Source organism: Burkholderia sp. A9, from assembly GCF_000801975.1.
Window position 1 is genome coordinate 173,328 of sequence record NZ_JSZN01000003.1, and the last position, 23,291, is coordinate 196,618.

General features: G+C 65.3%; 22 protein-coding genes. 10 read left to right on the forward strand and 12 right to left on the reverse strand.

What is annotated here, in order from left to right; translation table 11 throughout:
- Positions 1-22 precede the first annotated feature (22 nt).
- A complete protein-coding gene (locus PI86_RS01755) occupies positions 23-1,663 on the reverse strand; it encodes an L-lactate permease (protein ID WP_014895665.1) in 1,641 nt (546 codons plus the stop codon).
- A 519-nt stretch (positions 1,664-2,182) separates the two neighbouring features.
- Between PI86_RS01755 and PI86_RS01760 the strand changes: the two genes are divergently transcribed.
- Positions 2,183-2,494, forward strand: coding sequence for a DUF4148 domain-containing protein (locus tag PI86_RS01760; RefSeq protein ID WP_039318100.1), 312 nt, complete (start codon positions 2,183-2,185; stop codon positions 2,492-2,494).
- A 91-nt stretch (positions 2,495-2,585) separates the two neighbouring features.
- Here the strand turns inward: PI86_RS01760 and gshA are convergent, their stop codons facing one another.
- The 3 genes from gshA to ada form a co-directional block, all read right to left on the reverse strand.
- Positions 2,586-4,199, reverse strand: coding sequence for a glutamate--cysteine ligase (gene gshA / locus PI86_RS01765; protein ID WP_039318106.1), 1,614 nt, complete (start codon positions 4,197-4,199; stop codon positions 2,586-2,588).
- 479 nt (positions 4,200-4,678) lie between these two features.
- Positions 4,679-5,653 carry a DNA-3-methyladenine glycosylase family protein gene (locus PI86_RS01770; RefSeq protein ID WP_039318108.1) on the reverse strand — a complete coding sequence of 325 codons (975 nt, stop codon included), beginning with the start codon at positions 5,651-5,653 and terminating at the stop codon, positions 4,679-4,681.
- A complete protein-coding gene (gene ada / locus PI86_RS01775) occupies positions 5,650-6,741 on the reverse strand; it encodes a bifunctional DNA-binding transcriptional regulator/O6-methylguanine-DNA methyltransferase Ada (RefSeq protein WP_039318112.1) in 1,092 nt (363 codons plus the stop codon). The genes PI86_RS01770 and ada overlap by 4 nt, the downstream gene beginning before the upstream one ends.
- Before the next feature lie 428 nt (positions 6,742-7,169).
- Here ada and PI86_RS01780 point away from each other — a divergent pair, with 428 nt between their 5' ends.
- Positions 7,170-7,583 carry a VOC family protein gene (locus tag PI86_RS01780; RefSeq protein ID WP_039318115.1) on the forward strand — a complete coding sequence of 138 codons (414 nt, stop codon included), beginning with the start codon at positions 7,170-7,172 and terminating at the stop codon, positions 7,581-7,583.
- A gap of 10 nt (positions 7,584-7,593) precedes the next feature.
- Here PI86_RS01780 and PI86_RS01785 read toward each other — a convergent pair whose 3' ends face one another.
- The 3 genes from PI86_RS01785 to speG all read right to left on the reverse strand — a co-directional run bounded on the left by PI86_RS01785 (position 7,594) and on the right by speG (position 9,718).
- A complete protein-coding gene (locus tag PI86_RS01785) occupies positions 7,594-8,148 on the reverse strand; it encodes a YaeQ family protein (RefSeq protein WP_039318117.1) in 555 nt (184 codons plus the stop codon).
- A 177-nt stretch (positions 8,149-8,325) separates the two neighbouring features.
- The gene (gene sap1, locus PI86_RS01790) at positions 8,326-8,673 is read right to left on the reverse strand and encodes a surface attachment protein Sap1 (protein ID WP_014895657.1); all 348 of its coding nucleotides are present in this window, start codon (positions 8,671-8,673) and stop codon (positions 8,326-8,328) included.
- Between the two features lie 502 nt (positions 8,674-9,175).
- Positions 9,176-9,718 carry a spermidine N1-acetyltransferase gene (speG, locus tag PI86_RS01795; RefSeq protein WP_014895656.1) on the reverse strand — a complete coding sequence of 181 codons (543 nt, stop codon included), beginning with the start codon at positions 9,716-9,718 and terminating at the stop codon, positions 9,176-9,178.
- Positions 9,719-9,870: 152 nt separating this feature from the next.
- Here speG and PI86_RS17415 point away from each other — a divergent pair, with 152 nt between their 5' ends.
- From PI86_RS17415 to PI86_RS17825, 4 genes are all read left to right on the forward strand, one after another.
- Positions 9,871-10,041: a hypothetical protein gene (locus tag PI86_RS17415; protein ID WP_014895655.1), complete on the forward strand. Its 171-nt coding sequence runs from the start codon at positions 9,871-9,873 to the stop codon at positions 10,039-10,041.
- A 72-nt stretch (positions 10,042-10,113) separates the two neighbouring features.
- Positions 10,114-10,362: a DUF2795 domain-containing protein gene (locus PI86_RS01805; protein ID WP_039318120.1), complete on the forward strand. Its 249-nt coding sequence runs from the start codon at positions 10,114-10,116 to the stop codon at positions 10,360-10,362.
- A gap of 110 nt (positions 10,363-10,472) precedes the next feature.
- Positions 10,473-11,828, forward strand: coding sequence for a sensor domain-containing diguanylate cyclase (locus tag PI86_RS01810; RefSeq protein WP_039318123.1), 1,356 nt, complete (start codon positions 10,473-10,475; stop codon positions 11,826-11,828).
- Positions 11,829-11,977: 149 nt separating this feature from the next.
- A complete protein-coding gene (locus tag PI86_RS17825; RefSeq protein WP_268745853.1) occupies positions 11,978-12,103 on the forward strand; it encodes a hypothetical protein in 126 nt (41 codons plus the stop codon).
- Between the two features lie 274 nt (positions 12,104-12,377).
- On the opposite strand, the gene mnmE is transcribed toward PI86_RS17825, so the two are convergent.
- Entirely contained in the window at positions 12,378-13,772 is a 1,395-nt protein-coding gene (gene mnmE, locus PI86_RS01815) for a tRNA uridine-5-carboxymethylaminomethyl(34) synthesis GTPase MnmE (RefSeq protein ID WP_039318126.1), read from the reverse strand.
- A 338-nt stretch (positions 13,773-14,110) separates the two neighbouring features.
- Here mnmE and PI86_RS01820 point away from each other — a divergent pair, with 338 nt between their 5' ends.
- A complete protein-coding gene (locus PI86_RS01820; protein WP_039318129.1) occupies positions 14,111-14,548 on the forward strand; it encodes a helix-turn-helix domain-containing protein in 438 nt (145 codons plus the stop codon).
- A gap of 120 nt (positions 14,549-14,668) precedes the next feature.
- On the opposite strand, the gene yidC is transcribed toward PI86_RS01820, so the two are convergent.
- The 4 genes from yidC to rpmH form a co-directional block, all read right to left on the reverse strand.
- Positions 14,669-16,330 (reverse strand): membrane protein insertase YidC, encoded by a 1,662-nt coding sequence (yidC, locus tag PI86_RS01825; RefSeq protein ID WP_014895650.1) that lies wholly within the window; start codon positions 16,328-16,330, stop codon positions 14,669-14,671.
- A gap of 8 nt (positions 16,331-16,338) precedes the next feature.
- Positions 16,339-16,605, reverse strand: a complete 267-nt coding sequence (gene yidD, locus PI86_RS15845) for a membrane protein insertion efficiency factor YidD (RefSeq protein ID WP_006489939.1) — start codon at positions 16,603-16,605, stop codon at positions 16,339-16,341.
- Positions 16,606-16,680: 75 nt separating this feature from the next.
- Entirely contained in the window at positions 16,681-17,142 is a 462-nt protein-coding gene (rnpA, locus tag PI86_RS01830) for a ribonuclease P protein component (RefSeq protein WP_039318134.1), read from the reverse strand.
- Positions 17,143-17,157: 15 nt separating this feature from the next.
- Complete coding sequence (gene rpmH, locus PI86_RS01835) at positions 17,158-17,292, reverse strand: 50S ribosomal protein L34 (protein ID WP_004198824.1); 135 nt, start codon at positions 17,290-17,292, stop codon at positions 17,158-17,160.
- A gap of 421 nt (positions 17,293-17,713) precedes the next feature.
- Here rpmH and dnaA point away from each other — a divergent pair, with 421 nt between their 5' ends.
- From dnaA to gyrB, 3 genes are all read left to right on the forward strand, one after another.
- Positions 17,714-19,291: a chromosomal replication initiator protein DnaA gene (dnaA, locus tag PI86_RS01840; protein WP_039318135.1), complete on the forward strand. Its 1,578-nt coding sequence runs from the start codon at positions 17,714-17,716 to the stop codon at positions 19,289-19,291.
- 168 nt (positions 19,292-19,459) lie between these two features.
- On the forward strand, positions 19,460-20,566 hold the full coding sequence (gene dnaN, locus PI86_RS01845; protein WP_039318137.1) for a DNA polymerase III subunit beta: 1,107 nt from the start codon (positions 19,460-19,462) through the stop codon (positions 20,564-20,566).
- Between the two features lie 193 nt (positions 20,567-20,759).
- Complete coding sequence (gyrB, locus tag PI86_RS01850) at positions 20,760-23,234, forward strand: DNA topoisomerase (ATP-hydrolyzing) subunit B (protein ID WP_039318139.1); 2,475 nt, start codon at positions 20,760-20,762, stop codon at positions 23,232-23,234.
- Positions 23,235-23,291 lie beyond the last annotated feature (57 nt).

Below are 23,291 nucleotides of genomic sequence, written 5' to 3' on the forward strand. Positions count from 1 at the left end.
CCTTCTCGCATCCCGCCACGCGTTACTTCGGCAGCGCGGGAATCATCCACGTCAACACGTGCTGCTGCAGGAACACGAGCACGCCGAGCAGCAGCGTGAGGATCACGCTGTGCCAGAAGGTGCGCGCGAACACGACGCCCTCCTGCCCCTTCAGGTCGGTCGTCGACACGCCCGTTGCGATGTTCTGCGGCGAGATCATCTTGCCCATCACGCCGCCCGACGAATTGGTCGCGGCCATCAGCACCGGATCGAGGCCGAGCTGCCGGGCAGCGACGACCTGCAGGTTGCCGAACAGCGCATTGCCGGACGTGTCGCTGCCGGACAGGAACACCGCGATCCAGCCGAGCGACGCCGACACCAGCGGGAACAACGCGCCGGTCGACGCGACGCCGGTGCCGAGCGTGTAGCTGATCCCCGAGTAGTTCAGCAGATACGCGAGCCCGACGATCATCATCACCGTGACGATCGCGATCCATGTTTGCCGCCACGTCTTGACCACGCATTCGAAGAACGCGCCGACGCCGGTGCGCGTCAGCACGGCCGTGATGATCGCCGACACGAGGATCGCGGTGCCGGTGCCGAGCGGCTGGAAGTCCCAGATCGCCGCGTACGGCTTGTGGTACAGCGACACGAACACCGTGTTGTGCAGGCCCGGCCACTTGATCTTGACGTCGCCGATCGCCGCGATGTTCGCATGCACCCAGACGATCACGATCACCGATACGACGAGCCACGGCAGCCAGCCGCCGAAGCCCGCGCGCGCGGCGCCGGCCGTGGCGGGCACGCTGCGCGCGAGTGCGTACTGCGGATCGGGTTGCGGTTTCCACACCTGCAGGAAGCCGATCGTGACGATCAGCGACGTGAGCGACGACAGCACGTCGGTGAGCTGGTAGCCGAGGAAGTTCGACGTGACGAACTGCGCGATCGCGAAGCTGCCGCCCGACACCAGCAGCGCGGGCCACAGTTTCGCGATCGAGCGCAGGCCGCCGTACGCGCCGACCACGTAGAACGGCAGCAGCAGCGCGAAGAACGGCAGCTGGCGGCCGACCATCGCGCCGAGCGTCGCCGGCGGCAGCGACGTGACCGCGCCGAGCACGGTGATCGGCACGCCGAGCGCGCCGAACGCGACCGGTGCCGTGTTGAACAGCAGCGTGTAGGTGAGCGCTTCGAGCGCGGGGAAGCCGAGCGCGATCAGCAGCGCGCTGGTGATCGCGACCGGCGTGCCGAAGCCGGAGATCCCTTCGAGCAGGCAGCCGAACGAGAACGCGACGACGAGCAGCACGAGGCGGCGGTCGTCGGGCAGGTTGTCGAGCATCCACTGCCGGAACTGGTCGAAGCGGCCCGACTTCACCGCGATGTTGTACAGCAGCAGCGCATTGAAGACGATCCACATCACCGGTACGACCGCGAGCGCCATGCCGGCGCCGACCGCATTGAACGCGAGGCCGGCCGGCATGCCCCATGCGCCGATCGCGACCGCGAGGCCGGTGACGAGCCCGGCCAGCGACGCCTGCCATGCAGGGCGGCGCAGCACGCCCAGCGCGATCAGTGCGACCGCGATCGGGATCACGGCGACGAGGAACGACAGGAACAGCGAGTTGGCGACGGGCGTCAACGGCTGCGCGAACAGGATGCCGGGCGGCAGGGCTGCGGTGGGATTCATCGTGTCTCCGTTGTCGGCATCGGAGTTTGCGCTGAAGCGCCTTAGCGCTGACTCCAATCCCATGCTTCGCGGTCGGCCGGAGGTCGGTGGGGGTTGGCGCTTCAGCGCCTGGTCGCACCCTATGCAAGGCTGTTGGCGCTTCAGCGCCTACGCACGCCCCGGTCCCGTTCAAACCTTCGTTCCACGACCTCGACACCTGCTCGACGCTTGCGCATGCAACCACACCGCAGCGCCGACCGATCGGTCGCTTAAAAAAGGTTAGGAGGCGCGTCGCGCTTGTACAAGGGGGACAAGCCCGATGCGCATGGCTCCGATACACGCCATCCGCCGAGCGATGAACCGCGGCTGGCGCCCCGCTGACCCGCGCGCCAGGAAGCCGCCGGCGCAATGTTGCTCAGCCGACAAAGGTGACTGACGGCAAGCGGGGTGTTTCGTTTGGCGTCCGAAGCCTAGACTGGCTCCATCGATTCCGCCCGCACCGACGAAGGCGCGGCTCCGGAACCTCACGGAGCAAACACGATGAAAGCGATGAAACTTGCAGCGTACGCGTTACTGCTGATCGGCCCGGCGTTCGCCGCCCAGGCCCAGGCCGCATCGACGCTGACGCGCGCGGAAGTTCGCCAGGAACTCTCGGAACTGCAGGCGGCAGGCTACCGGGCGAACCTCGCGAGCAGTCCCGACTTTCCGCAAAACATGCAGGCAATCATGCAGCGCGCCGCGCAGGCGCGCGGCGACGCGACCGGCTACGGCAGCGCCGGTCACGCAAACGTGGAATCAGGGAAGCCGGCGTTGCCGCCCGTGGTCGACCGCGACACGTACGCCCATCACTGAAGCGGGCGAGACCGGGCCGGGCGCGTGAACGCGCGACGACCCGCCCCGCTGCCGGCATACCCGCCGCGCGACACACGGCGGGCAGTGGCGGTCAGACGCTGAAGCGGTTCAGCGTGTACGCACGATAGGCCGCGACGAACGCGTCGAATGATCCGGCCTCCTTCGCTTCCAGCTCGGCCTGCTCGGCCAGCGACTTTGCCGCGAGCGCTTGCTCGGTGCGCATCGTCTCCGCCGACGGCGGGTTCGCACGGAAATGCGCGGCATGCGCTTCGCTGTGTGCAAGCGCGAACGCGAGGAACGACTGGCCGTTCTCGCGCATCGTGCGCAGCACGCGCGCCGACGGCGTGCGCTCCGGATCGGCGAGCTTCTCGCGCTGCGCGGCGATCGCGCGCGCATGCTCGTCGCCGCCGCGGATCTCGTCGAGACGGCGCCCGACGGTTTCGATATCGGCCATCAGGTCGTCCGCCCACGCCTGCAGCGTAACCGGCTGGCCGTCGCGCGTCAGCGTGAGCCCGGGCATGCGCCCTTCCATCGTCACGCTGCCGAAGTTCGCATTCGCTTCCTTGTACGCGTCGCAATCGAGCACGGGGCTCTCGTCGAGTGCACACGCGAGCAGGAATGCGTCGATGAAACGCGCGGTCTCGAGCGCGATGCCGGTCGGCTCGAACGGATCGATGTCGAGGCAGCGCACTTCGATGTACTGCACGCCGCGCGACGCGAGCGCATGCAGCGGCCGCTCGCCCGAATACGTGACGCGTTTCGGCCGGATCGTCGAGTAGAACTCGTTCTCGATCTGCAGCACGTTCGTGTTGATCTGGATCCACTCGCCGTCGCGATGCGTGCCGATCGCCTCGTACGCCGGATACGGCTCGCTCACCGCCTTCGACAGCGCATCCAGATAACCGGACAGCGTGTTGTAGTCGACCTGCAGCGCGGCCTGCGCGGTCGTGTTCGAGTAGCCGAGGTCGCTCATCCGCAGGCTCGTCGCATACGGGCGATACAGCGTATCGGCATCGAACACGTCGAGCGTGTGCGGCTTGCCGCGCAGGAATTTCGCGTCGAGCGCGGGCGATGCGCCGAACAGGTACATCAGCAGCCAGCTGCGACGGCGGAAGTTGCGGATCTGCGCGAGATAGCGCTCCGACTGGTAATCGACGAGCGTGGCCGTCGAGCCTTCATCCGCATGCAGGCGCCGCCACACTTCCTCGTGCAGCGAGTAGTTGTAGTGGATGCCGGCGATGCACTGCATCGTGCGGCCGTAGCGATACGCGAGGCCGCGACGGTACACCGTCTTCAGGCGGCCGATGTTCGACGTGCCGTAGTCGGCGATCGGAATGGCGTCGTCGGCCGGCAGCAGGCCCGGCATCGAGTCGTTCCACAGCATCTCGTCGCCGAGCGACGCATACACGTAGCGGTGCAGATCGTCGAGACGTTCGAGCGTGATCGACGCGTCCGCTTCCGCCGGCGTGATCAGTTCGATCAGCGCTTCGGAATAGTCGGTCGTCAATGACGGGTGCGTGAGGGCCGAACCGAGTGCGCGCGGATGCGGCGTGAACGCAATCATCCCGTCGCGCGTCACGCGCAGGCTTTCCTTTTCGATGCCGCGCAGGCCGTCGGGCAGACGCTGCCGCGTCGGGCCCGAGCTCAGCGCTTCGAGACGATTCAGCAGCCGTTCGGACTGGCGGTGAGTCATGGTGTTCGACATGGAGACGCAAGTGCGTGACGGCCGCGCGCAGAATACCGCGCGCGGCCGGCTGGATTATTGGTCGCTTCGTTGGTAGCGGGCACTTTAACATCTCGCCGAAACCCGTGCTTGAGGTGACTCCGGGCCGCGTGCGCAGGCCGTAGCGGTCCGCCGGGCGGGGCGATGACGACTATTGCCGCGTGCGCTGCCGACTGCGGTCAGCGGCAACGAATGCCGCGAGCGCGCGAAATTCGTCGGATGGAACGTGACCGGTGCGCGAAGCCGCAACGACAGGTGCAACCCGCGCCGCAGTACGCGCTATTCAACACCTTCGTGGTTGAACCGACCGTGCGCCGGGGCGGCGGACGCCGGATTTGTTTGATCGCCGTCAAGCGTCGCAACCATGAGGACGATCGACCGATCGCTGCCGGACCGGCGCCCTCCGCGGGTCGCGTCGCGGCCTCGCCCGGTCGCACCGGCCGAGCCAGCCACCGCTGCCGTCATCCGCCGCGCGCGCCGCCGGCCCGGTCCGCGACGTCGTTCCATAAATGAAGCGCCGCGTACGCGCGCCATGGCCGCCACGCTTCGGTGCGGCGCTTCTGGCTTGCGAGCCGGTCGAGCGACGGATCGCGCGCGGTAATCGACTGCATCAGCACGAGGTCGGACGCCGGCCAGGCGTCAGGGTCACGCCATGCGCGCATCGCGATGTATTCGACCGTCCACGGGCCGATGCCGGGCAGGTCGAGCCACGCGCGGCGCAAGGTCCCGAGATCGGCATGTGCGGGATCGAGCGGCACGTGGCCGGCCGCCACCGCGCGCGCCATGCCGGTCAGCGCCGCCGCCCGCTTGCCGGGCATCCCGATCTTCTCCAGGTCGCATGCGGCGAGCGCGTCCGGCGTCGGAAAGCGCCAGGCGGGCGCGCCGTCCGGTGCCGCCATGCCGTCGTCGTGCACGACGCGCTCGCCGGACCGCTGGACGAGCCGACCGACGATCGTCGTCGCTGCCTTCACGCTCACCTGCTGGCCGACGATCGCCCGGACCGCGAGCTCGAACCCCGACCATGCGCCGGGCACCCGCAGCCCCGGCGCGGCCTCGACGAGCGGCGCGAACCACGGGTCGCGCGCGAGCCCGCCGCCGATCGCGGCCGGATCGGCGCCGAGATCGAACATCGACGCGACACGGCGTGCGAATGCGTCGTCGACATGGCGCGCGGCGGCACCTTCGACGGTCGCGATCAGGCAATGCCGGCGCGGATGCTTCGTGACGGTGAGCCGGCCCGCGTCGCCGTGCAGGTCGACGATACGGCAATAGACGCCGTCGATGACCTGCTCGACGCCCGGAATCGCCCGCCCGCTGAAGAAGCGCAGCACGCGCGCCCAGTCGTACGGCGCCTTGAAGCGCAGCTCCATTTGCGCGGACGGCGGCACCTGGCCGCCGTTCGCGATCGACGTGATCGTGGTCGTTTCGATGCTCAAACTGCGTTTCCCTCCGCAACGGCTTCGCTTTCATCGTCGCGCACGTGGCGCGCCTCGGACGCGAGCAGCGTCGCCTTGCGGCGCACACCCCAGCGATATCCGGCGAGCGCACCGCCCTTCTGCACGACACGGTGGCACGGGATCGCGAGCGCGACCGGGTTCGACGCGCAGGCCGACGCGACGGCCCGCACCGCACGCGGCGAGCCCAGCGCCTCGGCGATCTCCGAGTAGCTGCGCGTTTCGCCGTACGGGATATGCGTCAACGCCTCCCAGACGCGCTGCTGGAACGCGGTCGGCGCAATGTCGAGCGGCAGGTCGAACGCGTGCCGCGTGCCGTCCAGGTATGCGCGGATCTGCGCGACGAACGGCGCGAGCTGCGCGGCGGATTCGACCAGCTCGGCGCGCGCGAACGCGTCCTTCAGCTCGTCGACGAGCGCCGCCGGCTCGTCGCCGAACGCGATCCGGCAAATGCCCTGTTCGGTCGCAGCGACGAGCACCGTGCCGAGCGGCGTCGACGCGGTCGCATAGTCGATCCGCAAGCCGGCGCCCTGGCGGCGGAACGCGGATGGCGCCATCCCCAGTTCGCGCGGCACCGATGCATAGAGCCGCGACGGTGAGTTGAAACCCGCGTCGACGGCCGCCTGCGTGACCGGCTGCCCGCTTTGCAGCGCCTCGCGCAGCGCGGCGCCGCGCTGCGCGGCCTGGTACTGCCGCGGCGACACGCCGACCACGCGCTTGAACAGCCGCTGCAGGTGGAACGGGCTCACGTGCACGGCGTCGCTCAACTGCTGCAACGTGAGCCGCTCGGCATGCGCGTCGAGCACCGCGCATGCGCGATTGACGATCTCGAGCTCGCGCGGCAACCCTTCCGGCTGGCAACGCTTGCAGGGCCGGAAACCGGCCGCGCGGGCGGCGGCTGGATCGGCAAAGAAGGACACATGCTCGCGCCGCGGCAGCCGCGACGCGCAGCTCGGGCGACAGAACACGCCGGTCGTGCGTACGGCATAGAAGAACGCGCCGTCCGCGTGCGGATCGCGGGCGGTCACGGCGCCCCAGCGGGCATCATCGGTCGGATAGGCGGTTTTCATCTGAACCTCGCACTCTCTAGTGTAGATGGTGCCTACTCTAGACATCGGCATGCGCCGTCGCGCCCTGAATCTTGCTCTGTGATTCGCGCCCGCGAAACCGGGGACGCATCGCAATCGATCTATCAGACGAAAACGCGTGCGGGTGCTGCTCCGGCACCGCTTTCGTCATGATTCCGTCACTGTTTTGCTGCAGTGCAGCTGCGACAAATCGCCGTCCTGACGATTTTTTACACTCGGAATATTGCAACGCAGCATCGCCGTGTGTATAGTTGGAACTGTCTCCTCCATGTCTCCTCCTGATATGGATTAAGCCCGTTCCGCTCTGCGTGAACGGGCTTTTTTTCGTCCGTCGATCGTGTCGCGTTCCGGCGCGCGTCGCCGGCGCGGTCTACACTCGGTGCACGCTATCCGCGAAGGAGTGCCCGCTCATGAAACCGACCATCCGCGCGATCGATCACGTCGTGCTGCGCGTGACCGACATGGCTGCGATGACGCGTTTTTACTGCGACGCCGTCGGCTGCCACGTGGAGAAGGAACAACCCGACCTGGGCCTCGTGCAGTTGCGCGCCGGCGATGCGCTGATCGACCTGCTGTCGGTCGGCGGTCCGATCGACCGCCCCGACAGCGGCCCGCCCGGCGCGGGACGCAACCTCGATCATCTGTGCCTGCGCGTCGAGCCGTTCGACCCCGACGCGCTGATCGAGCATTTCGCCGCGTATGGCGCGCGCCCTGGCGCCCCCGCCGAACGCTACGGCGCCGGCGGCTACGGGCCGTCGATCTACCTGTTCGATCCCGAAGGGAACATGCTGGAATTCAAGGGGCCGCCCGCCGCGCTCGGCTGAGCGCCGGCCGTCACGCGTCGGCGCGCGCCTTCAGGACCGTCCACTCGACCGCGACCGGATCGTGGTCGGCGCTCGAGATCCATGCGGTACCGTCCTGCACCGTGCACTGCAGGCGCATCGTGCGCTCGGCGAGGCGCGCGAGCGCGGCCGCGACGCCGTCGGCCAGCGACAGCACCTGCACGTTGCGCAGCCGCTCCACCTTGCTGCGCACGCCCTGCCACCAGATCTCCGAGGTCTTGCCGCCGTATGCGATCACCGTGACCTGTCCGGCGCGGCCGGCGGCCTTCGAGATACGCCGCTCGTCGGGCTGGCCGGCCTCGATCCACACGTCGATCGCGCCCGTCAGGTCCTTTTGCCACAGATCGGGTTCGTCGACGTCCGACAGCCCCTTGCAGAATTCGAGACGCTCGTGCGCGAACAGCGCGAACGCGACGATGCGCACCATCATCCGGTCGTCGGTTTCCGACGGGTGACGGGCGACCGTCAACGCATGATCGGCGTAATAGTGCCGATCCATGTCGGCGATTTGCAGCTCGGCTTTGTAGATCGTGGATTTCAGCGCCATGCGGATACGGCCCGGGCGGGCATTCGGTTCGGTCGGGCCGTGATGATACCGAATGCGCGCCGCCCGGCGCATGATCTGTGCAGCACAGCACAACGGCCCGGCATCGGCCGGGCCGCGTTCAGGACGCGCCGCCGGCGTGTCGGGCCGGTGCGCGGATGCGAGAGGTGCGCGTGCGGGTTATTGCTTGACGAAGCGCGAATCGGTCCAGAGACCCTGCTGGTCGCTGTTGTCGGCGCTGACGAACTGCACGTCGCCCTGATCGACCGACACCACGCGGAAACGCTGGCCTTCCGGTACCGACAGGCAACGGTAGTCGTCGAAGTACTGCTGCTTCGCCTGCGACTTGCCGTCACGCTCGTGGTTCAGTACGGAGTCCAGATTGTCTTTCGACAGACAGCCCCACGCATTCTTCGTCAGCTGGATTTCCTGCTTCGGCTGGACAGCCGAATCGCCGCCCGCCTGGGCGATCGAGACCACGGAAAATGCGCCGACAAGGGCAACAAGGACACCGGTTCGCTTCATCATGTTCTGTCTCCAGGCTTGCGGGCACCAGGCTGGGTTAGCTATGTGTTTAAAGATGATCGTGAACCCGCGTTTTTCACTTTAGAAGACCGGCAAGCGATATCAAGCACATTTGTTGTGCGATCGCAATAGCGGCGAATTGTCGCACCCTGCGCGCAGCCGGTTTTTCGCGTGTCGCGCACGCGCGGCGGTGCCTGCCGTCCAGCGGACCAGCCCGCGCCGCCGGACGCGAAGCGTTGTCCGGCAAGACTTGCAGCAAAGTTGCGCTGTCCCAGTTGAACGGTTTGGATAATTCATTTCAATATCGGGACCATTTTGACGCGCCGCACACAAAGTCGTCCGAAACGATATGAATTTACCGCAGTGCGGGACCGGATTTACCTGATACAAGAAAAATGCCAGGTATAAGCGCGTGCGTATTTATCCGTATTTTCCCGCATGCGCCCGGTGCCCGCGGCAGCGGGGCCGCGGGGTTTCTTTAGTCGGTGTTTTTACCCGGCGTTACTCAGGCCGATTGCGGGCGCTCGAAATAATCGCGCTGGAAGATGCACATGCGATATGCGTTGTGATACGCGCCGTTTCCGAAAAATTCTTCCTTCAATTCGGCCTCGTGCTGGAATCCGCATTTCTCGTACACGTGGATGGCCGCCGCATTCGACGTATCGACGATCAGGTACAGCTTGCGCATGTTCAATACCTTGAACGCGTACTCGATCGCGAGACGCGTCGCCTGGCCGGCATAGCCGCGCCCCTGGCATTGGGGCGCGATGATGATCTGGAATTCGCCGCGACGATGGATGTAGTCGAGCTCGATCAGCTCGACGAGACCGACCAGTTCGTCCTGCGGATTGACCGCGACGAAGCGGCGCTCGCGCTGGTCGTGCACGTGGCGGTCATACAGCTGCGACAGCTCCGAGAAGGTTTCGTACGGCTCCTCGAACCAGTAGCGCATGATCTTCGCGTCGTTGTTCAGTTCGTGAACGAAGCGCAGGTCCTGGCGCTCCAGCGGCCTCAGTGCGAGCGTGTGCTTGTCGTTCTGGAGTTGCATGTTCGTGTCCTTTTTGATGCCCGCGTGCGGGTGCGACGCCCGCGCGGCGCTGCCGCGAAGCCGGCCCGTTCCGCGCGGCAAGAAGTTGACCGCGGGCGAAGTTCAGAGCCTAGAATGGGAGCAAGGGTTCCTGCCACCGCAAGGAGGCTATCGTGATCGAGCAAGTCATACTCGGAATTTTCCTCGTGCTGCCACTCGTGATCGTGGCTGCGCTGTTCTCCGACGAACTGTGGCAGGAACATCGGCGCCAGCATCCGCGCGACGAAAACGCACCGCATATCGACTGGAAGCATCCGTGGCGCCGTGTGCGGCGCGAGCACTGAGCCGATCACCGCCTGACTCATGTAACCGCCTCCGTTTCGAACCGATTCCCGCTCAACCCGCGAGACGCCGACGTGAACGACAAACCCGCGCCCCCTGCGCACGACATTCCTGGCGAAACGATCGACCTGCAGATCGCCGACGTGCTGGCGGCCGTCCGCTACCCGGCGAACAAGGACGCGATCGTCGACGCCGCGCGCGACGCCGGCGCCAGCAACGAAGTGCTGTCGATGCTCGACGGCTTGCCCGAACAGGACTACGCGGACGTCGATGCCGTCACGCGCTGGGTCGCCGGCAACTTCGGCCCCGGCCTGGGTATTTGAGCGCACGCGAATAACACGATAGGATCGGGCCGCACCGGTCACGCTGCGGCCCGATGCATGCCGCCCGGCGCCAAGACCGGGCGTTTTCGCACGAGCGCCCGGGGGAATCCATGGAAGGTATCCTGATTCAGCACACGTCGCGTCGTCAGCTATGGTTCGGCGCGCTGACGGCGCTCGTCATCGTGCTCGCACTCGGGATCGCCGTGCCGCACGCGAACGTCGCGCTGCCGGCCGTCGAGCCGTTCATGCCGATGTGCGCGCTGACCGTGTTCACCACCGCGAGCATCGCCGCGTTCTTCCTCGGCGCGCAGTTCACCGTGACGCGCCAGCCGGTGCTCGGTGCGCTCGGCGGCGCCTATGCGTTCACCGCGCTCGCCGTGGCGCTGCAGTTGCTCACCTTTCCCGGCGTGTTCGCGCCGCACGGGCTGCTCGGCGCGCGGCCGCAAAGCGCCGCGTGGATGTGGGTCTTCTGGCATGCCGGTTTTCCGTGCTTCGTGATGGCCGCGCTGCTCGCGCGCGAGCGGCTCACGCGTACGCCCGTCGGCACGATGCAGACGCGCTGGTGGGTGATCGGGCTGGTCGGCGGCCCGGCCGTCGCGGCCGCGCTGCTCTGCGTGCTCGCGCTGAACGTGGCGCTGCCGCCCGCATTCCAACCGCCTGGCGACACGGCCGCACTGCCCGTCAACGAGATCGCGCTGGTCGTGTGGATCCTCAATGCGCTCGCGCTGGGTGCGGTGCTGGCCGCCGGCCGGCTGCGCACGACGCTCGACCTGTGGCTCGCGATCGCGGTGCTCGCGTGCCTCACCGACACGACGTTGAACCTGCTGACCACGAACCGCTTCACGGTCGGCTGGTATCTCGCGCGCGTGTTCAGCATGTTCACGCCCGGCGTGCTCGTGTGCGTACTCGCGTGGGAAGTGACGAAGCTGTATCAGCAACTGTTCGAGGCGCACGCGACACTGGTTCGCTCTTCCGCACGCGACGGGCTGACCGGCGCGTTCAACCGCAGTCACTTCAACGATCACTTCCATACGCTGTTCCTGCAGGCGCGGCGCCAGGGCGAGCCGTTGTCGCTGCTGATGGTCGACGTCGATCACTTCAAGGCCTACAACGACGCGTTCGGTCACGTGAAGGGCGATGCGTGCCTGATCGCGGTCGCGAATGCGCTGGCTAGCGCGGTGCGGCGGCCCGCCGATATCGTCGCGCGCTACGGCGGCGAGGAGTTTGCGATCGTGCTGCCGAACACCGGCGCGCGTGGTGCGCGGGTCGTGGCCGAGGAAGCGCGCGAAGCGGTGCTGCGACTCGATCTCGCGATGCCTGCTCCGGCGAGCCGCTTGAGCGTGAGCGTCGGGTGCGCGACCGTGTCGGCCGATGACCTGTCGACGCCCGACGCGTTGATCGAAGCGGCCGATGCCGCGCTGTACCGCGCGAAGGATGCCGGGCGAAACCGGGTCGTCATCGCCTGAAAACATCTGCGGATTGGGGATTTGTTACGGACATTGTGACCGGAATAATCCGCCGTTACGGATTACGGATCAGGGAAACGATCGCTTACAGCCGGTGTTGAGGGTGCTCGCTATGCTCGATTCATGTCGAATCCGAGCAGGTGAACGCGATGAAGAAAACCCTTTTGCTGATTGCCAGCGTGGCCGCGTTGTTGAGCGGATGTATCGTGGTGCCTGATGGCGGTGGGTATTACGGTGGTGGCGGGTATTACCACCATCATCATCATTGGGATTGATGGGATGCCACGCCGCGGTTCATCGCGGCTGCCACGATGACGCCGTCCGGACCAGTCGGTATTTTAAGGCTCAGCGCCCGTCGATCGGCCCGGACCGCGGCTGGATGTGCAGCCGAATGCACCAGCCCCAGGAGATAGCGATACTCGCCTTCGCCGTGCTAACGCCTGCATCAGCCATCGGCACGACATTCATCTCGGCGTTTGGTCCAGCATGAGCAAACGGCGATCCCGCCGCGATGGTGCTCCAGGAAGTTGAATTCCGCTGGAGTGGCGTTTACTTCCCGATGCAGAACCTGCTGAAAATCACCCCCAGCAGATCATCCGAAGTGAACTCACCCGTAATCGCATTGAGCTGCTCCTGCGCGAGCCGCAGCTCCTCCGCAAACAGATCGAGCGACTGCGCGCGCTGCTCCGCATGATCGGCCGCTTGCGCCAGATGTTCCTGCGCGGCCCGCAGCGCAATCAGATGCCGCTCGCGCGCCAGATAAACGCCTTCAGCCCCCGCCTGCCACCCCGCGATCCGCAGCAGCTCCGCGCGCAGCATGTCGATCCCGTCGCCGCGCTTGGCCGACAGATGCACCTCGGTCAGATCGCCTTCGGCCGCCGGGTGCTCGACGCACGCCGGCACGCCCGTCAGATCGGTCTTGTTCAGCACGCGCACCACCGGCACGCGATCCGGGAACCGCGCGGCAATCGTCTCGTCGTCCGCTGTCATCCCCGTGCGCGAATCGAGCAGATGCAGCACGACATCCGCGCGCTCGATCTCGCTCCACGTGCGCGCAATCCCGATCCGCTCGACTTCATCCTCCGTCTCGCGCAACCCGGCCGTGTCGATGATGTGCAGCGGAATCCCTTCGACCTGGATCGTCTGTGCCACCTTGTCGCGCGTCGTCCCGGCAATCGGCGTGACGATCGCCAGCTCCGCGCCGGCAAGCGCGTTCAGCAGCGACGACTTGCCGACGTTCGGCTGCCCCGCCAGCACGACCGACAACCCTTCGCGCAGCAGCGCACCCTGCCGCGCATCGCCGAGCACGTGCGCCAGTTGCTCGCGGATCCTCGCGAGCTTGCCGCGCGCATCGGCCGCTTCCAGGAAGTCGATTTCCTCTTCCGGAAAATCGAGCGTCGCCTCGACCAGCATCCGCAGCGTGATCACGTCCTCGACCAGCGCATGGATCTGCCGCGAGAACGCGCCGTCCAGCGAACGCCCGGCCGAGCGCGCCGCGGCTTCGGTGCTCGCCTCGATCAGGTCGGCGACCGCCTCGGCCTGCGCGAGGTCGAGCTTGTCGTTGAGAAACGCACGCCGCGTGAACTCGCCCGGCTCCGCGAGCCGCAGCCCGAAGCCGCGCCCCGCATCCAGGCAGCGCTGCAGCAGCAGCTGCATCACGATCGGCCCGCCATGCCCCTGCAATTCCAGCACGTGCTCGCCGGTGTACGAGTGCGGCGCGGGGAAATACAACGCGATCCCGCGGTCGAGCGGCGCACCGTGCTCGTCGAGGAACGGCACGTAGCTCGCATGGCGCGGCGCCAGCCGCTGCCCGCACAGCGCGTCGATCAGCAGCAGCGCGGCCGCCTCGCCGCCGCGCCCGAACGACACGCGGACGACGCCGATGCCACCCCGGCCGGCAGCAGTGGCAATGGCGACGATCGGATCGGAATCGGTAGCGAGCATGGGAATCGGATGAATCGGGTAATCAGGCAGTGAATGGTGCGCCCGCGCAACAGTTCGGGCATCGGAACGCGGGCATTGTAGCGCGCCGGCCCGCACGCCACCGGACGCCATGCCAGTTTCGAACTCGCCCGAATTTATCCCGGCGGAGCTAAGCCGAGTATCAATTCCGGGCAGCCGCGAGCTGTCCGTTTCGGACAAGTATGCCTGTCGTAGCGGCCCGACGCTGAGGCCCCCAATTCGGGCAGACACTCCACGCCTGATTGGGATTCATCCGAATAAGCTACGTTTATCTCATATGGTTGTCTGATACGCGTCAGCGGAATTGCACAATCACCCCCATGCCGACACCCGAAGAAAAAGCAGCGTTCTCGGAACGCCTGAAATTCGCCTTGCGGCGCAGCCCGGAGAAGGTCACCGGTGCGACGGAACTGGCGAACCGGTTCAATCTGCGTCACCGCGGCACGCAGCCCGTTTCGCCGCAAACCGCGCACAAATGGCTGACGGGCCGGACGATTCCGACGCCGGACAAACTCGAAACGCTCGCCAACTGGTTGCGCGTCGAACTGCATTGGCTGCATTACGGCCCGTCGCCGAGCGTGATCGAACATACGACGCCGCAACCGCTGCCGCGTGACGAGCGCTATCCGCCGACGCCCGAGACGATCGAACTCGCGTCGAAGATCGAGTCATTGCCGCCGCATCAGCGTTACCTCGTTCAGGAACTGATCGAGCAGTTCTACGGCGGCGAACCGAAACTCGAAGCGAAGAAGGCCTGAACGGGAACGGCCGAACGCACGCGCACGCCGCCCCTGAAAACAAAAAGCCGCATGGATCGAACCATGCGGCTTTTTTACGTGCATCGCGGGCGACTTGGCCGCCCGCGTGTGCCACGGGCGTCAGGCCGGCTTCTTCTTGACCCCGCCGAGCTTGCGCGTGATGTAGTACTGCTGTGCGATCGACAGCACGTTGTTCACGACGTAGTACAGCACCAGACCAGCCGGGAAGAAGAAGAACATCACCGAGAACGCGATCGGCATGAACTTCATCATCTTCGCCTGGACCGGGTCCGGCGGCGTCGGGTTCAGGCTCGTCTGCACGAACATCGAGACGGCCATCAGCACCGGCAGGATGAAGAACGGATCGCGCTGCGACAGGTCGTGAATCCACAGAATCCACGGCGCACCGCGCATTTCGACCGAAGCGAGCAGCACCCAGTACAGCGAGATGAATACCGGGATCTGGATCACGACCGGCAGACAGCCGCCGAACGGATTCACCTTCTCGGTCTTGTACAGTTCCATCAGCGCGGCATTCATCTTCTGCGGATCGCTCTTGAAGCGTTCGCGCAGCGCCTGCATGCGCGGCGTGATTTCCTTCATGCGCGCCATCGACTTGTAGCTCGCGGCCGACAGCGGGAAGAACACCGCCTTGATCAGGACCGTCAGCAGCACGATCGCCCAGCCCCAGTTGCCGACGAAGCCGTGGATCTTCTCGAGCAGCCAGAACAGCGGCTTCGCGATGATCGTCACCCAGCCGTAGTCCTTCACGAGTTCCAGGCCCGGCGCGACGCCTTCGAGCATGCGCTCTTCTTCCGGACCGGCGAACAGGCGTGCCTGCACGTCGGCCGACTGGCCCGGTGCGATCGCGGCGACCGGCTGCTTCACGCCGACGCGGTACAGCGTCGGATCGATCTTTTCAGCGTAGATGTCGCGCTTCACGCCCTGCTGCGGGATCCATGCCGACGCGAAGTAGTGCTGCACCATCGCGACCCAGCCGTTGTCGGCGGAGTTCACGAAGTCGGCCTTGTTCTTGTCGAGGTCGCTGAAGTTGATCTTCTGGAAGTGCTTCGCGTCCGTGTAGACCGCCGGCCCGAGGAACGTATGCGAGAACATCGGCGTTTCGACGGCCGTGTTGTCGCGTACCAGTTCCATGTAGACAGTCGGCGTGACAGGTGCCGTGCCGACGTTGTCGATCTTGGTGTCGACGCCGATCACGTAGCTGCCGCGCGTGAACGTGTAGGTCTTCACGACCTTCACGCCGCCCTTCACCGGCGATTCGAACGACAGCTTCAGCGTGTTCTGGTCGCCCGTCAGCGACGTCGAGCCCGCATTGACCTGCGTGTAGACGTCGTTGTGGTTCGGGAAATCGCCGCCGAGCAGGCCCGAGCGCGCGAGATACGTGTGGCCGGCCGTGTGGTCGAACAGCGTGATGTACAGGTCGGGCTGCTTGCCGTCGCCCTGCTTCTTCAGCGTCAGCTTGGCGAGCGTGCCGCCGCGCGTGTCGATTTCGCCGTCATACACGTCGGTCGAGAACTTCACGAGCTGCGCTTGCGCGGCCGGTGCCGTCGTCGACGGTGCGGCGCCGGCTGCAGCGGCAGGCGCGTCACCTGCGGTCGTCGTCGCGCCCGTGCCCGATGCGCCGCCGGCAGCCACGGGGGCCGTCTGCGTTGCGCTCGGGAAGAACATCGACGGGCGTCCATGGGACCGCTGCCAGTTGTCGTACAGCATGACAGCTGACATGAAGAAGATCACCCATAGGACGGTGCGTTTGATATCCATGCGTTGTCTCAGAGTCGATGGGACCGCGCGTCGGCTTCGCCGCGAGCGCGTGTGTCGGAGTTGGGCGGCGGGACGAGGTCGATGCCGCCCGCGGAAAACGGATGGCATCGGCACACGCGCCTGACGGCGAGATACGTGCCGCGCGCGGCGCCATGATACTGGATTGCCTCGCGCGCGTAATCAGAACAGGAAGGATAAAAACGGCAACGGTTGCCGAGCATAGGGCTCACGGCAACCTTGTAGAAGCGCAGCAAGGCGATCAATACCGTTTTCATACCTTGGGCGGCGCCGTTCGACGCCGCGTCAAAACCAGCCGGGCAGGCGCGAACGCCGCACCACGGATGGATGCGTCACTCGGACGCGGGCTTCGACGCCCGGCGGGCGATCTCCCGGGCCGCTCTATCGAGCAGCTCACGGATTTCGGCCGCGCACATCGCCGCGAGCGGGGCGGAAGCCGCGCTCGGCAGCGCTTTCTTGTCGAAGCGCGTGTGCTGCCGCAGCAGCAGGTCGTAACCGGCGAATTCGGCCCGGCGCAAGCGAAACGCGTCGCGCGCCAGCCGCTTCACGAGGTTACGTGTGACTGCACGCGGCGCATACTTCTTGCCGACGACGAGCCCCAGACGAGCAGGCTGACCGGTCGGCTTGCCGTAGATCACGAAGTGCGCGGAACGCCGCCAGGGGCGCAAACGAAAAACGGATGAAAATTCATCCGTTTTCAGAAGTCGCGCAGCTTTCGGGAAGGCGGCTTTCGTCTGCGACGGATTCGCACCCGGCTCGACGGCACCTTCCGCAGGACTGCGGACGGCGGACACAGCGCGCAACCTGCCTTAGATGGCGAGGCGCTTGCGGCCCTTCGCGCGGCGAGCGTTGATGACCTTGCGGCCACCTGCCGTCTTCATACGGACACGGAAGCCATGGGTGCGCTTGCGGCGCGTCACGGACGGTTGGTAAGTACGTTTCATGATGTTCTCACTTGTTCGAGAATGTCGAAATTCAGGGGACCGCGTGCCCTTAACCGGAGGCATTCGGGCGAACGCAATCGCCGGGAATACAGGATTGGTTTTCGCGGAACCCGCTATTTAAACCGTTTTTCTCTTGACGGTCAATACTTTAGGAGTCGTCCGCCTGTGCCGGCCTGCGCCGATCCGGCCCCGCGCCCCACAGCCACGGCCTGTGGATAAGTCGCGCTGTGGCCGCGTTTGGCGGTAGAATCTCGCCTTACCTCCAAGAATCCCGCACGCCGCTTCGGCCCTCGCCTGCCGCTCCACGACTGTGACGCAGGCGTCCGAAGCACGCTCGCACGACCGCTTCGGGCCTTGTTGCGAAACCGCCACAAGGGCGCCGGCGAGCCGCGCTGTGCACGCAAAAAACGACAGTTACTTGATGAACGATTTCTGGCAACACTGTTCCGCACTGCTGGAGCGCGAGTTGACGCCCCAGCAGTACGTGACGTGGATCAAACCCTTGGCCCCGGTGGCCTTCGATGCGTCGGCGAACACGCTGTCCATCGCCGCGCCGAACCGCTTCAAGCTGGACTGGGTCAAGAGCCAGTTTTCGGGCCGCATCTCCGATCTGGCCCGAGATTTCTGGAACGCGCCGATCGAAGTCCAGTTCGTCCTCGATCCGAAGGCTGGCATGCGCAGCGCCGCTGTGGGCGCCGCGCCGGCCGCCCCGCGCGCGCCGCTGGCACCGACCGGCCCTGCCGCCACGGTGGCCGCGATCGCCGCCAACCTGAGCGCGAATGCAGCTGCTGCGCCCAGCGCGCCGGCCAACGTGCCGATGACGGCGTCGGCAGCCGCCGCGCACCACCTGCACGCCGACGACGCCGACATCGACCTGCCGAGCCTGCCCGCGCACGAAGCGGCCGCCGGCCGTCGCACGTGGCGTCCGGGCCCCGGTGCCGCACCCGCCAACGGCGGCGAAGCCGATTCGATGTACGAACGCTCGAAGCTGAACCCCGTGCTCACCTTCGACAACTTCGTGACCGGTAAGGCGAACCAGCTCGCACGCGCCGCCGCGATCCAGGTCGCGGACAACCCCGGCATCTCGTACAACCCGCTGTTCCTGTATGGCGGCGTCGGCCTCGGCAAGACCCACCTGATCCACGCGATCGGCAACCAGCTGCTGCTCGACAAGGCCGGCGCACGAATCCGCTACATCCACGCCGAGCAATACGTGTCGGACGTGGTGAAGGCATACCAGCGCAAGGCGTTCGACGACTTCAAGCGCTACTACCACTCGCTCGACCTGCTGCTGATCGACGATATTCAGTTCTTCTCCGGCAAGTCGCGCACGCAAGAGGAATTCTTCTACGCGTTCGAGGCGCTGGTCGCGAACAAGGCGCAGGTGATCATCACCAGCGACACGTATCCGAAGGAGATCTCGGGTATCGACGATCGCCTGATCTCGCGCTTCGACTCGGGCCTCACCGTCGCGATCGAGCCGCCCGAGCTGGAGATGCGCGTCGCGATCCTGATGCGCAAGGCGCAATCGGAAGGCGTGAACCTGTCGGAGGACGTCGCGTTCTTCGTCGCGAAGCACCTGCGCTCGAACGTGCGCGAGCTCGAAGGCGCGCTGCGCAAGATCCTCGCGTATTCGAAGTTCCACGGCCGCGAGATCTCGATCGAGTTGACCAAGGAAGCGCTGAAGGACCTGCTGACCGTGCAGAACCGGCAGATTTCGGTCGAGAACATCCAGAAGACCGTCGCCGACTTCTACAACATCAAGGTCGCCGACATGTATTCGAAGAAGCGCCCCGCGAACATCGCGCGGCCGCGGCAGATCGCGATGTATCTCGCGAAGGAACTCACGCAGAAGAGCCTGCCGGAAATCGGCGAGCTGTTCGGCGGGCGCGATCACACCACCGTGCTGCACGCGGTGCGCAAGATTGCCGACGAACGCAGCAAGGACGCGCAGCTCAACCACGAGCTGCACGTGCTGGAACAGACGCTGAAGGGCTGAGCGCGCGGCGCGCTTGATAATTCGGCATCCGCCCCAAATTAAGGGGGGCGGTTCGGTTTTGAGGCACAATACTGGTTTGACCGCCCCGGTGGTGGCGGGCCAAGAGCCCGGCCGGCGGGGCGCTGCGAGGCTGCTGCGCTGCAGGCCGTTACTCAACGAAGGAACTCTATGCAACTGGTCAAGACCGAACGAGACACCCTCCTCAGGCCGCTGCAAACGGTCAGCGGCATCGTCGAACGCCGCCATACGTTGCCGATCCTCGCCAACCTGCTGATCACCAAGAACGGCCCGGACGTTTCGTTCCTGTCGACCGACCTGGAGCTGCAGATCACCACGCGCGCCGATTTCGGCGTCGGCAGCGACCAGGTCGCGACCACCGTCGCGGCGCGCAAGCTGCTCGACATCCTGCGCGCGATGCCTGACGGCCAGGTCACGCTGTCGCTCGCCGACAAGCGCCTCACCGTTCAATCGGGCAAGAGCCGTTTCGCACTGCAGACGCTGGCGGCCGACGAGTTCCCGACCGTCGCGCAGGCGAAGGATTTCGGCGCGACCCTGACCGTCCCGCAGAAGTCGTTCCGCCAGCTGCTCGGCATGGTCCACTTCGCGATGGCGCAGCAGGACATCCGCTACTACCTGAACGGCATGCTGCTCGTCGTCGACGGCGACCAGCTGATGGCCGTGGCCACCGACGGCCACCGCCTCGCGTTCTCGTCGATGAAGCTCGAAGGCGGCACGTTCGGCCGCCAGGAAGTCATCGTGCCGCGCAAGACGATTCTCGAGCTGCAGCGCCTGCTCGAAGACATCGACGACACCGTCACCATCGACATCGCGCAGACCCAGGCCAAGTTCACGTTCGGCCAGGTCGAGCTCGTGTCGAAACTCGTCGAGGGCAAGTTCCCCGACTTCCAGCGCGTGATCCCGAAGGCGCACAAGAACACGTTCGAGATCGGCCGTGAAGAACTGCAGCGTTCGCTGCAACGCGCGGCAATCCTGACCTCGGACAAGTTCAAGGGCGTGCGCTGCATCATCGCGCCGGGCCAGCTGAAGATCATGTCGACCAACGCCGATCAGGAAGAGGCGCAGGAAGAACTGGAAATCGCCTACCAGGGCGATACCGTCGACATCGGCTTCAACGTCACGTATCTGCTCGACGTGCTCGCGAACCTGAAGGTCGACACCGTGCAGGTGAGCCTCGGCGACGCCAGCTCGAGCGCGCTGATTACCGTGCCCGAGAACGACGAGTTCAAGTATGTCGTGATGCCGATGCGCATCTGACGCGCACGACATCAAGACACACACTAGGGGGCGGCAAGCCCCTTTGGCGTTTTTATGGCGAACCGACAACCCGTCCCTTTGGTGCCTTTTCGGCGCTCGGGGCGGGCCAGGAAACTGGAGCGGCCCGGCGATTTCTCTCGCTGAAACGCACCGCGCCGCCACCTGAGTGGCCTCGCAGAACCGGAAGATATCCATGAGTGAACAGCACAATTCGCAACCCGATAACAGCAGCTACGGCGCCTCGTCGATCCAGATCCTCGAAGGTCTGGAAGCGGTGCGCAAGCGCCCCGGGATGTACATCGGCGACACGTCGGACGGCACCGGTCTGCACCACCTCGTGTTCGAGGTGCTCGACAACTCGATCGACGAAGCGCTGGCCGGGTACTGCAACGACATCCACGTGACGATTCACGCCGACAACTCGATTTCCGTGACCGACAACGGCCGCGGGATTCCGACCGACGTGAAGATGAACGACAAGCACGAGCCGAAGCGCAGTGCTGCCGAGATCGTGATGACCGAGCTGCACGCCGGCGGCAAGTTCGACCAGAACAGCTACAAGGTTTCCGGTGGTCTGCACGGCGTGGGCGTGTCGTGCGTGAACGCGCTGTCGAGCTGGCTGCGGTTGACCGTGCGTCGGAACGGCAAGAAGCATTTCATGGAGTTCCATCGCGGCGTCGCGCAGGAGCGCGTGCTCGAGACGGTGGACGGCGTGGAAGTTTCGCCGATGCTGATCACCGGTGACACCGAAAACCGCGGCACCGAAGTGCACTTCATGGCCGATCCGACCATTTTCGGCACGGTCGAGTATCACTACGACATCCTCGCGAAGCGGATGCGTGAACTCTCGTTCCTGAACAACGGCGTGCGGATTCGTCTCACGGACCTGCGCTCGGGCAAGGAAGACGATTTCGCGTTCGCCGGCGGTGTGAAGGGCTTCGTCGAGTTCATCAACAAGACGAAGACCAACCTGCACCCGACGGTGTTCTTCGCCAACGGCGAGAAGGATGGCGTGGGCGTCGAAGTCGCGATGCAGTGGAACGACAGCTACAACGAAAACGTGCTGTGCTTCACGAACAACATTCCGCAGCGCGACGGCGGCACGCACCTGACCGGCCTGCGGGCCGCGATGACGCGCGTCATCAACAAGTACATCACCGACAACGAAATCGCGAAGAAGGCGAAGGTCGAGACGACCGGCGACGACATGCGCGAAGGGCTGTCGTGCGTGCTGTCCGTGAAGGTGCCGGAGCCGAAGTTCAGCTCGCAGACGAAGGACAAGCTGGTTTCTTCCGAGGTTCGTGCGCCGGTTGAAGAGGTTGTGGCGAAGGCGCTGGAAGAATTCCTTTTGGAAACGCCGATCGACGCGAAGATCATCTGCGGGAAGATTGTTGAGGCTGCTCGGGCGCGGGATGCTGCGCGGAAAGCGCGGGAGATGACGCGGCGCAAGGGCGTGCTCGATGGTGTTGGTCTGCCGGGCAAGCTCGCGGACTGCCAGGAGAAAGACCCGGCGAAGTGCGAAATCTACATCGTCGAGGGTGACTCGGCAGGTGGGTCGGCGAAGCAAGGTCGTGATCGCAAGTTCCAGGCAATCCTGCCGCTGCGCGGCAAGGTGCTGAACGTCGAGAAGGCGCGCTACGACAAGCTGCTGTCGTCGGAACAGATCGTCACGCTCGTGACCGCGCTCGGCTGCGGCATCGGCAAGGAAGACTACAACCTCGACAAGCTGCGCTATCACCGCATCATCATCATGACCGACGCGGACGTCGACGGTGCGCACATCCGAACGCTGCTGCTCACGTTCCTGTATCGCCAGATGCCGGACATGATCGAGCGCGGCTATGTGTATATCGCACAGCCGCCGCTTTACAAGATCAAGGCGGGCAAGGACGAGCGGTATCTGAAGGATGACGTGGAGCTCAACGCGCACATGCTGCGGTTGGCGCTGCAAGGGTCGGAGCTGGTGCCGGGTGAGAATGCGGCGGCGATTTCCGGCGATGCGCTTGGCGAGTTGGCGCGGTCGTATTTGCTGTCGAAGAGCGTGATCGAGCGGTTGAGCCGGTTGTATGACCCGGCCGCGCTGGAAGCGGTCATGGATGGGGTGGTGATCGATCTCTCCACTGAGGCTTCGACCGAGGCTTCGGCGAAGGCTCTGCACGCTGCGTTGCATGACGAAGCGCTGAAGAACGAAGTGCGTGTCGTGCCTTCGTATGACCCGGTTCGCGAACAGCGGTCGCTGCATGTCGAACGTACCCATCACGGCAACGTGCGGGTTTCGGTCATCGACCAGGAATTCCAGCACACGGCGGATTATCAGCAGCTCGTGACCACCGCGAATACGTTCAAGGGGCTCATCGGGGAAGGTGCGGTCATCAAGCGCGGTGAACGCAGCATGGCTGTCGCGGACTTCAAGAGCGCGATGAAGTGGCTGTTGGCGGATGCCGAACGCAACGTCTCGAAACAACGCTACAAGGGGCTCGGCGAGATGAACCCCGAGCAGCTGTGGGAAACGACGATGGATCCGGCAGTGCGGCGTCTGCTGCGTGTGCAGATCGAAGACGCGATTGCGGCGGATGGGATCTTTACTACGCTCATGGGGGATGATGTCGAGCCGCGGCGGGCGTTTATCGAGTCGAATGCGTTGCGGGCGGGGAATATTGACGTCTAATACTGTAGGTTGTCAGAGATAGTGAAAAATTTGTCTCTGAGATGAAAAAAATTTCTC

Excerpts from the sequence above, each read along its gene's own strand:
- PI86_RS01755 (WP_014895665.1), bottom strand. The coding sequence starts at position 1,663 with ATGAATCCCACCGCAGCCCTGCCGCCCGGCATCCTGTTCGCGCAGCCG.
- PI86_RS01760 (WP_039318100.1), top strand. The coding sequence starts at position 2,183 with ATGAAAGCGATGAAACTTGCAGCGTACGCGTTACTGCTGATCGGCCCG.
- gshA (WP_039318106.1), bottom strand. The coding sequence starts at position 4,199 with ATGTCGAACACCATGACTCACCGCCAGTCCGAACGGCTGCTGAATCGT.
- ada (WP_039318112.1), bottom strand. The coding sequence starts at position 6,741 with ATGAAAACCGCCTATCCGACCGATGATGCCCGCTGGGGCGCCGTGACC.
- PI86_RS01780 (WP_039318115.1), top strand. The coding sequence starts at position 7,170 with ATGAAACCGACCATCCGCGCGATCGATCACGTCGTGCTGCGCGTGACC.
- PI86_RS01785 (WP_039318117.1), bottom strand. The coding sequence starts at position 8,148 with ATGGCGCTGAAATCCACGATCTACAAAGCCGAGCTGCAAATCGCCGAC.
- sap1 (WP_014895657.1), bottom strand. The coding sequence starts at position 8,673 with ATGATGAAGCGAACCGGTGTCCTTGTTGCCCTTGTCGGCGCATTTTCC.
- speG (WP_014895656.1), bottom strand. The coding sequence starts at position 9,718 with ATGCAACTCCAGAACGACAAGCACACGCTCGCACTGAGGCCGCTGGAG.
- PI86_RS01810 (WP_039318123.1), top strand. The coding sequence starts at position 10,473 with ATGGAAGGTATCCTGATTCAGCACACGTCGCGTCGTCAGCTATGGTTC.
- PI86_RS17825 (WP_268745853.1), top strand. The coding sequence starts at position 11,978 with ATGAAGAAAACCCTTTTGCTGATTGCCAGCGTGGCCGCGTTGTTGAGC.
- mnmE (WP_039318126.1), bottom strand. The coding sequence starts at position 13,772 with ATGCTCGCTACCGATTCCGATCCGATCGTCGCCATTGCCACTGCTGCC.
- PI86_RS01820 (WP_039318129.1), top strand. The coding sequence starts at position 14,111 with ATGCCGACACCCGAAGAAAAAGCAGCGTTCTCGGAACGCCTGAAATTC.
- yidC (WP_014895650.1), bottom strand. The coding sequence starts at position 16,330 with ATGGATATCAAACGCACCGTCCTATGGGTGATCTTCTTCATGTCAGCT.
- yidD (WP_006489939.1), bottom strand. The coding sequence starts at position 16,605 with ATGAAAACGGTATTGATCGCCTTGCTGCGCTTCTACAAGGTTGCCGTG.
- rpmH (WP_004198824.1), bottom strand. The coding sequence starts at position 17,292 with ATGAAACGTACTTACCAACCGTCCGTGACGCGCCGCAAGCGCACCCAT.
- dnaA (WP_039318135.1), top strand. The coding sequence starts at position 17,714 with ATGAACGATTTCTGGCAACACTGTTCCGCACTGCTGGAGCGCGAGTTG.
- dnaN (WP_039318137.1), top strand. The coding sequence starts at position 19,460 with ATGCAACTGGTCAAGACCGAACGAGACACCCTCCTCAGGCCGCTGCAA.
- gyrB (WP_039318139.1), top strand. The coding sequence starts at position 20,760 with ATGAGTGAACAGCACAATTCGCAACCCGATAACAGCAGCTACGGCGCC.